We start from the raw sequence: 7173 nt of genomic DNA, 5'->3' as shown, positions 1-7173 counted from the left end.
TCCCCGCTCTCCCCGCCGCCCGACCCTCCGCACGCCGCGCGGCCGCCGGGAGCATCCCCGACGCCTCCGCGCCCGCCGCCGGGCGCGTTCCCACGCCGCACGCCGGCCGTCCCATCCGCCAGGAGTCCGCATGACCACCGAGACCCCCGTGTCCGCCTCCGACGATCCCTACCGGTTGACCCGCGCCGACATCCAGGACCCGCCGGTCGGGGTGGTGCGCAGCCTGCGCTACCTCGGCCCGGGCATGCTGATGAGCGCCGCCGTGGTCGGCTCCGGTGAGCTGATCGCCACCACCGCTCTCGGCGCGAAGGTCGGCTTCGCCCTGCTGTGGCTGGTCGTCTTCAGCACGCTGGTCAAGGTCGTCGTGCAGATGGAGCTCGCCCGCTGGACGATCCTCACCGGCATGCCGGCGCTGTCCGGCTACAACACCGTGCCGCCGCGGATCGGGCGGATCGGCTGGATCAACGTGCTGTGGATGGTCATGGCGTGCGCCAAGATCCTGCAGCTCGGCGGCATCGTCGGCGGGGTCGCCGCCGCGTGCAGCCTGCTGTGGCCGATCGCGGGTGAGCCGCTGAGCTTCACCTCGACCGCGGTGTGGACCGTGCTCCTGGTGGCCGTCACCATCGTGTGCCTCTACACCAACCGCTACAGCCGGATCGAGCGCGTCGGCTTCGTCATGGTCGTCACGTTCACCGTGAGCATCGTCGTCATCGCCCTGGGCCTGCCGCTCACCCCGTTCGCCTACGACACCGGCGACATCGCCTCGGGCCTGTCCCTGGCGATCCCGGTGGGCGCGATCGGCGCGGCCGTCGCGATGTTCGGGCTCACCGGTGTCGGCGCCGACGAGATGACCACCTACACCTACTGGTGCCTGGAGAAGGGGTACGCCCGGTGGGCCGGTCCGGCCGACGGCACCCCGGAGTGGCGGGAGCGCGCCAAGGGGTGGATCAAGGTCATGCAGAAGGACGCCATGATGTCCTGGATCATCTACACGTGCAGCACCATGTCGTTCTACGTCATGGGCGCCGCCATCCTGCACCCGCAGGGCCTGGTCCCCGAGGGCAACGACATGATCGTCACCCTGTCGCGGGTCTACACCGACGTCCTCGGCGAGTGGGCGAGCGTGCTGTTCCTCGTCGGCGCGATCGCGGTGCTCGGGTCGACGATGTGGGCCTCCACCGCCAGCAACCCGCGGCTCTACACCAACATGCTCAGCCTGCTCGGCGTGCTCGACTGGCAGGACCCGCGCGCCCGCCAGCGCTCCATCCGGGTGCTGACCGTGCTGCTGCCCACCGTCTGGGGCGCCTCCTACCTGTTCATCCAGTCGCCGGTCCTGATGGTGCAGATCGGCGGGATCATGGGCGGCTGCTTCCTCGTCGCCGTCGTCGTGGCCGTCTGGCACCTGCGCCGCCGCGACATCGAGCCGGACCTGCGCGGCGGGCCGTGGCTGGCCACGGCCCTGACGGTGAGCAGCGTCGCGATCTGCGCGCTCGGCGTCTACACCGTCGCGCAGACCCTCGGCTTCGGGGTCGGCTGACCCGCACCGCCGCCGAGCCGGCGGACCAGCAGCTACCAGCCAGCAGATCAGCAGACCAGCAAGGAGACAGGAGCCACCGTGCCGGCCACCGTCCTCATCACCACCCCCAGCTTCGGCCGCTTCTCCCCCGAGCCCCGCGCCCTCCTGGAGGGCGCCGGCTGCGAGGTGCGCACACCCGAGCACCCGCACCCGCTGAGCGTCGGGCAGCTGCGCGACGCCGTGCGGGACGCCGACGCGCTGATCGTCGGCCTCGACCCGGTCACCGACGAGGTCCTGGCGGCCGCGCCGCGGCTGCGGGTGGTGGCCAAGCACGGGGTCGGCGTGGACAACATCGACGTCGCGGCGGCGGCCCGGCGCGGGATCCGGGTGGTCAACGCCCCGGCCACCAACACCCGCGCCGTCGCCGACCTGGCGTTCGCGCTCATCCTGGCCTGCGCCCGGCAGGTGGTCCCCGGGCACGCCGCGGTCACCGGCGGCTCCTGGGGGCCGCTGTTCGGTCCGGAACTCGTCGGCAAGACCCTCGGCATCCTCGGCTACGGCCGCATCGGGCGGGAGGTGGCGCGGCGCGCCGCCGGCTTCGACATGCGGATCATCGCCCACGATCCGTTCGTCCCCGACGCCGACATCGCCGCGGCCGGTGCGGTGCCCGCCGGGCTGGACGAGTGCGTCGCCAAGGCCGACGTCCTCTCGCTGCACCTGCCGGCCGCCCCGGGCGCGGCGCCGGTGCTGACGCGGGCCCGGCTGGCCGCCATGCGGCCGCACGCCATCCTGGTCAACACCGCCCGCGGCGGGCTCGTCGACGAGACGGCGCTCGCGGAGCAGCTGCACGCCGGCCGGCTCGGCGCGGCCGGCCTGGACGTGTACGGGACCGAGCCGCCCAGCGCGAGTCCGCTGCTGGACGCGCCCCGAACCGTGCTCACCCCGCACATCGGGGCGTGCACGCACGAGGCGAACCGGGCAATGGGCGCCGCGGTCGCCGCCGACATCGTCCGCGTCCTGGAGGGGCGCGAGCCGGAGCACCCGGTGGCCGGCTGAGCCCCGCGGGTGCGGGGGCGGCCCCCGCACCCGCGCGGCCCGCGCCGCGACACTCCGCTGTCCGTAACGCCGCTGTCACCCTGCGCGGCGGATTTCGCGGCATCCTGGTAGGTGTCCAGACCGCCCCGGCCCCACCCGGGACGCGGGCGGCACCCACGACCGGACAGGGGTGCGGCGATGACGGGGACCACGGGACAGGGCGCCGCCGCTCCGGCGGGACACCCCGAGCTCAGGCGGGCGATCGGCCCGGGACTGCTGCTGCTGTTCGTCGTCGGCGACATGCTCGGCACCGGGATCTACGCGCTGTCCGGCCAGGTCGCCGCCGAGGTCGGCGGAGCGGTGTGGCTGCCGTTCCTCGTCGCCTTCCTCGTGGCGTTCCTGACGGCCTGCGCCTACCTGGAGCTCGTCACCAAGTACCCGCGCGCGGCCGGCGCGGCCCTGTACACCCACAAGGCGTTCGGGCTGCACTACCTCACGTTCATCGTGGCCTTCGCCGTCATGTGCTCGGGGCTGACGTCCTCGGCGAGCGCCGCCCGGGCGTTCGCCGGCAACCTCGACCAGGCGGCCGGCCTCGGCCTGGGCGACTCCGGCGCGCTCCTCCCGGCCGTCGCGGCGGGGCTGCTGCTGCTCATCGCCGCCGTCAACATCCGCGGCGTCGCCGAGGGCGTCCGGCTGAACGTCGTGCTCACCTGCGTCGAACTGACCGGCCTCGTCATCATCCTCGGGGCCGGGGCCCTGGCGCTCGCCCGGGGCATGGGCGACTACAGCCAGCTCACCGCCTTCGGCCCGCCCGACGGCGGGAGCGCCTTCACCGGCGTGACGGCCGCCGCGGCCCTCGCCTTCTTCGCGCTCGTCGGCTTCGAGGACTCGGTCAACATGGCGGAGGAGGTCCGCGACCCCCACCGCACCTTCCCCCGGATGCTGCTGCTGGGGATCACGCTGACCGCCGTGCTCTACATCGCGGTCGCCACGGTCTCGACCCTGGTGGTGCCGCTGGACCGGCTCTCCGAGGGCACCACCCCGCTGCTCCAGGTGCTCACCACCGTCGCCCCGGCCTTCCCCGTGAGCGTGTTCGCGGTCATCACGATGGCCGCGGTCAGCAACACCGCGCTGCTCAACATGCTCATGGCGAGCCGGCTGCTCTACGGGCTGGCCAACGAGCGCGTGCTGCCGGGCTTCCTCGGCGCGGTGCTGCGCCGCTGGCGCACCCCGTGGGCGGCCGTGCTGGTCAGCACGGGCATCGCCCTGGTGCTGATGGCGTCGGTCGACCTGGCCGCGCTGGCCGGGACCACGTCGCTGCTGCTGCTGTGCGTCTTCACGGTGGTCAACGTCGCGGTGCTGGTGCTGCGCCGGGACCGGGTCGGCCACCCGCACTTCCGGGTGCCGGCGGCCGTGCCCGTCCTGGGCGCGGTGGCGTGCGCGTTCCTCGCCAGCCCGCTGTCCGGCCGCGACCCGGCCGTCTACCCGGTCGCGGGGCTGCTCTTCGCGGCCGGCACGCTGCTGTGGCTGCCCATGTGGCTGCTGCGCCGCCGCGCCGCCCGGAGCGCGACCGCGGGCGGCACCGCCGCCGACGCGGTCGGGACCGGACCGGCCGGCACCGCCGGGCCGGAGCGCCCGTGACGGGCGGCGGCAGGGCACCCGGGCTGCGGGCGGCCGGTCCCGTCGCGGCCGCGGAGCGCGCGGGCCGCCGCCATGGCGGCGGCCCGACGGCCACCGGCCGGTGCGCCGGCCCCGGCCAGCGTTCTAGAGCCCGAGCCGCTCCGCCGCCAGCGCGTAGCCCTCGCTGTAGGTCGGGAACTGCGCGATCCCGCTGTCGAGGTGGTCCACGGTGAGGCCGGCGCGCACGGCCAGCGCCGCCGTGTGGATCCACTCGCCGGCGAGCGGCGCGACCGCCCACGCGCCCACGACGGTGCGGCGCCGCCGGTCGGCGACGAGGCCGAGCACCCCGCGCGGCTCGGTCTCATAGGTCCAGGGGCGGGCCAGGTTCTCGGCCAGGTCGACCTCGGCCGTCACCGTCTCGATCCCGGCCGCGGCGGCCTGTTCCGCGGTCAGTCCGACGGCGGCGATCTCCGGCTCGGCGAAGACCACGCGCGGCACCCCGGTGTAGTCGGCGCGGCGGTCGCGGCCGAGGATGCCGTCGGCCACGACGCGGCCCTGGTACTTGGCGACGTGCGTGAACAGCGCCACCCCCGTGACGTCGCCGGCCGCCCACAGGCCGTCGGCGACCCGGCAGCGCTCGTCCACCGCGAGGCCGCGTGCGCCGACCTCGACGCCGACCTCCTCCAGGCCGAGGCCGTCGGTGCGCGGACGCCGGCCGGTGCCGAGGACCACGACGTCGGTCGGCTCGTGCGTGCCGTTGTCGAAGTCCACGACGGTGGCCGCGCCCTCGCGGCGGACGCGGCGCACCTGGGTGCCGGTGCGCACGGTGACGCCGGCCCGGCCGAGGAGGTCGGCCGCCAGCTCGCCGACCCGCGGTTCCTCGCGGGTGAGCAGCCGGTCGCCGCGCTGGGCGAGCGTCACCCGCGTGCCCATGCCGGCGAGGAAGTAGGCCAGCTCCACTCCGACCGCGCCGCCGCCGACGAGGACGGCGCGCTCCGGGATCTCGGTGAGCGCGGTGGCCTCCCGGTTGGTCCACACCTCCGCCGCGTCCAGGCCCTCGATGGGCGGGCGGACGGCGGCCGATCCCGTCGCGACCACCACGTGGTCGGCGGTGAGGAGCTGCCCGGCGGCCTCGACCCGCCACGGGTCGCGCCCGACCACGCGGGCCGTGCCCCGCAGCACGGTGGCGCCGCGCTCGCGGTAGCCGTCCACCTGCCGGGTGTCGTCGAGGTGGCGGACCATCGTGTCGCGGTAGGCGCGCAGGGCCGGCCAGTCGAGGTCGGGGGTGCGCAGCCCGGCGGCGCCCCGCGCCTCGGCGCGGGCCTCGGGCGGGCGCAGCAGCGTCTTGGACGGGATGCACGCCCAGTAGGCGCACTCGCCGCCGACCAGTTCGCGTTCGACCACCGCCACCCGCAGGCCGGCGTCCAGCAGCCGGGACGCGGCCACCTCCCCACCGGGCCCCATCCCGATCACCACGACGTCGAACCGTGCCGAGTCCACCATGGGCCCTCCTCCTGCGACGCAGCTCCGTGGGCTGCCTACCCGCACACGCCGCCGCCACTCCGGGGCCGGAAACGGGCGGGCTCCGGGATCACCCGGGTGTGGTCCCGGGGTCGTCCCCTAACCCGGGGGGCGTAGGCCCCGCCGCGCGCACTCCCGAGAGGGTAGCCGACAAGCCGTCCGGCGGACGACGCGGCGCGGCGGGCGTCCCGGCCACCATCGAGGGGACCCGCCTGCCACGCCCGAGGAGACCTCCGGTGCTCGACACCGCCACCGACGCCCTGCTGTTCGCCCGCGCCCAGTTCGCGCTGACCGCGGGCACGCACTACCTGTTCGTCGCCTTCACCCTGGGCATGGCGCCGCTCGTCCTGCTGGGCCAGCTCAGCGCGACCCTGCGGGGGGACCCCGCCCGCATGCGCGCGGTGCGGTTCTGGGGCGGGCTCTACGCGGTCAACTACGGCATGGGGGTGCTGTCCGGGCTGGTGATGGAGCTGCAGCTCGGGCTGAACTGGAGCGGGCTGAACGACATGTTCGGCTACGCGTTCAGCGCGCCGCTGGCCGTCGAGACCATGGTGGCGTTCTTCATCGAGTCCACCTTCCTCGGGCTGTGGATCTTCGGCTGGGACCGGATGAACCGGTGGGCGCACCTGGGCTGCTTCGCCGTGGTCACGGCGACGGCGTACGCCTCGGCGTACTGGGTGCTCGTGGCCAACGGCTTCCTGAAGCGCCCGGTCGGGTTCGAGATGCGCGACGGCGTCGCCGTCCTCGTGGACCCGGTGGCGCTGATGACCAACCCCTCGACGCTGCTGGCGTTCGGGCACATCGTGGCGAGCACGCTGCTCGTCGGCGGCCTGGTCACGGCGGCGGTGAGCGCCTACCACCTGAGCCGCGGCCACGACCCCGACGGCATGTTCCACCGCGGTATCCGGCGCGGCACGCTCGTCACGGCGCTCGCGGTGATGCCGACCCCGATGGCCGGCGGCATGCAGTACGCGCTGCTCGGCCAGGCCCCGCCGACCAGCGGGCTGACGCTCGACGCGGCGGAGATCGAGCGGGTCGAGGAGTCGGGCGGCGGCGCGGCCGGCGCGCTGGCGCTGGCCGGCGAGGTCGTGATGACGCTGAGCTGGCTCGGCATCCTGATGGTGAGCGGATGCCTGCTGCTGGTCTGGCTGGTGCGCCGGCTGGACCGGTGGCGCTGGGCGCACCGGCTGGTGATCGGCGCCGTCGTACTCCCCTACGCGGCGAGTGTCGGCGGGTGGTTCTTCCGCGAGCTCGGCCGGCAGCCGTGGGCGGTCACCCACCACCTGAGCACCGCCGACGCCGTGACGGACATGACGCCGGCCATGGCTGCCACGTCGTTCGCCCTGTTCACCTGCGCGTTCGCGGTACTGGCCTCGGTGACCGCCTGGCTGCTGGTCCGCTACGCGCGCCGCGGCCCGGAGGGCGGACCGCTCGCCCCGGTCCCCGCCCCCGAGGCCAGTACCGCGAACGCGCAGGTGAAC

The 7173-nt window shown here is 75.0% G+C and carries 5 protein-coding genes; 4 read left to right on the top strand and 1 reads right to left on the bottom strand.

Annotated elements, in window-relative coordinates:
- Nucleotides 1–130 precede the first annotated feature (130 nt).
- The 3 genes from DEF28_RS24615 (at nucleotide 131) to DEF28_RS24605 (ending at nucleotide 4192) form a co-directional block, all read left to right on the top strand.
- The gene (locus DEF28_RS24615; protein ID WP_114400469.1) at nucleotides 131–1537 is read left to right on the top strand and encodes an Nramp family divalent metal transporter; all 1407 of its coding nucleotides are present in this window, start codon (nucleotides 131–133) and stop codon (nucleotides 1535–1537) included.
- A gap of 78 nt (nucleotides 1538–1615) precedes the next feature.
- Complete coding sequence (locus tag DEF28_RS24610) at nucleotides 1616–2572, top strand: phosphoglycerate dehydrogenase (RefSeq protein ID WP_114400468.1); 957 nt, start codon at nucleotides 1616–1618, stop codon at nucleotides 2570–2572.
- Between the two features lie 177 nt (nucleotides 2573–2749).
- Nucleotides 2750–4192 carry an APC family permease gene (locus DEF28_RS24605; RefSeq protein WP_114400467.1) on the top strand — a complete coding sequence of 481 codons (1443 nt, stop codon included), beginning with the start codon at nucleotides 2750–2752 and terminating at the stop codon, nucleotides 4190–4192.
- Between the two features lie 123 nt (nucleotides 4193–4315).
- On the opposite strand, the gene DEF28_RS24600 is transcribed toward DEF28_RS24605, so the two are convergent.
- The gene (locus DEF28_RS24600) at nucleotides 4316–5674 is read right to left on the bottom strand and encodes a dihydrolipoyl dehydrogenase family protein (protein WP_114400466.1); all 1359 of its coding nucleotides are present in this window, start codon (nucleotides 5672–5674) and stop codon (nucleotides 4316–4318) included.
- Nucleotides 5675–5928: 254 nt separating this feature from the next.
- Between DEF28_RS24600 and DEF28_RS24595 the strand changes: the two genes are divergently transcribed.
- On the top strand, nucleotides 5929–7173 hold a 1245-nt coding region (locus DEF28_RS24595), incomplete at its 3' end, for a cytochrome ubiquinol oxidase subunit I (protein WP_147281091.1).

The sequence above is a fragment of the Marinitenerispora sediminis genome (assembly GCF_003336425.1).
Taxonomy (GTDB): domain Bacteria; phylum Actinomycetota; class Actinomycetes; order Streptosporangiales; family Streptosporangiaceae; genus Marinitenerispora; species Marinitenerispora sediminis.
Note: the sequence above shows the minus strand (reverse complement) of the source record. Positions and strands in the feature narration are given on the sequence as shown.

What these genes read in the sequence shown, in the direction of transcription:
- DEF28_RS24615 (WP_114400469.1), top strand. Translation starts at nt 131, where the DNA reads ATGACCACCGAGACCCCCGTGTCCGCCTCCGACGATCCCTACCGGTTG.
- DEF28_RS24605 (WP_114400467.1), top strand. Translation starts at nt 2,750, where the DNA reads ATGACGGGGACCACGGGACAGGGCGCCGCCGCTCCGGCGGGACACCCC.
- DEF28_RS24600 (WP_114400466.1), bottom strand. Translation starts at nt 5,674, where the DNA reads ATGGTGGACTCGGCACGGTTCGACGTCGTGGTGATCGGGATGGGGCCC.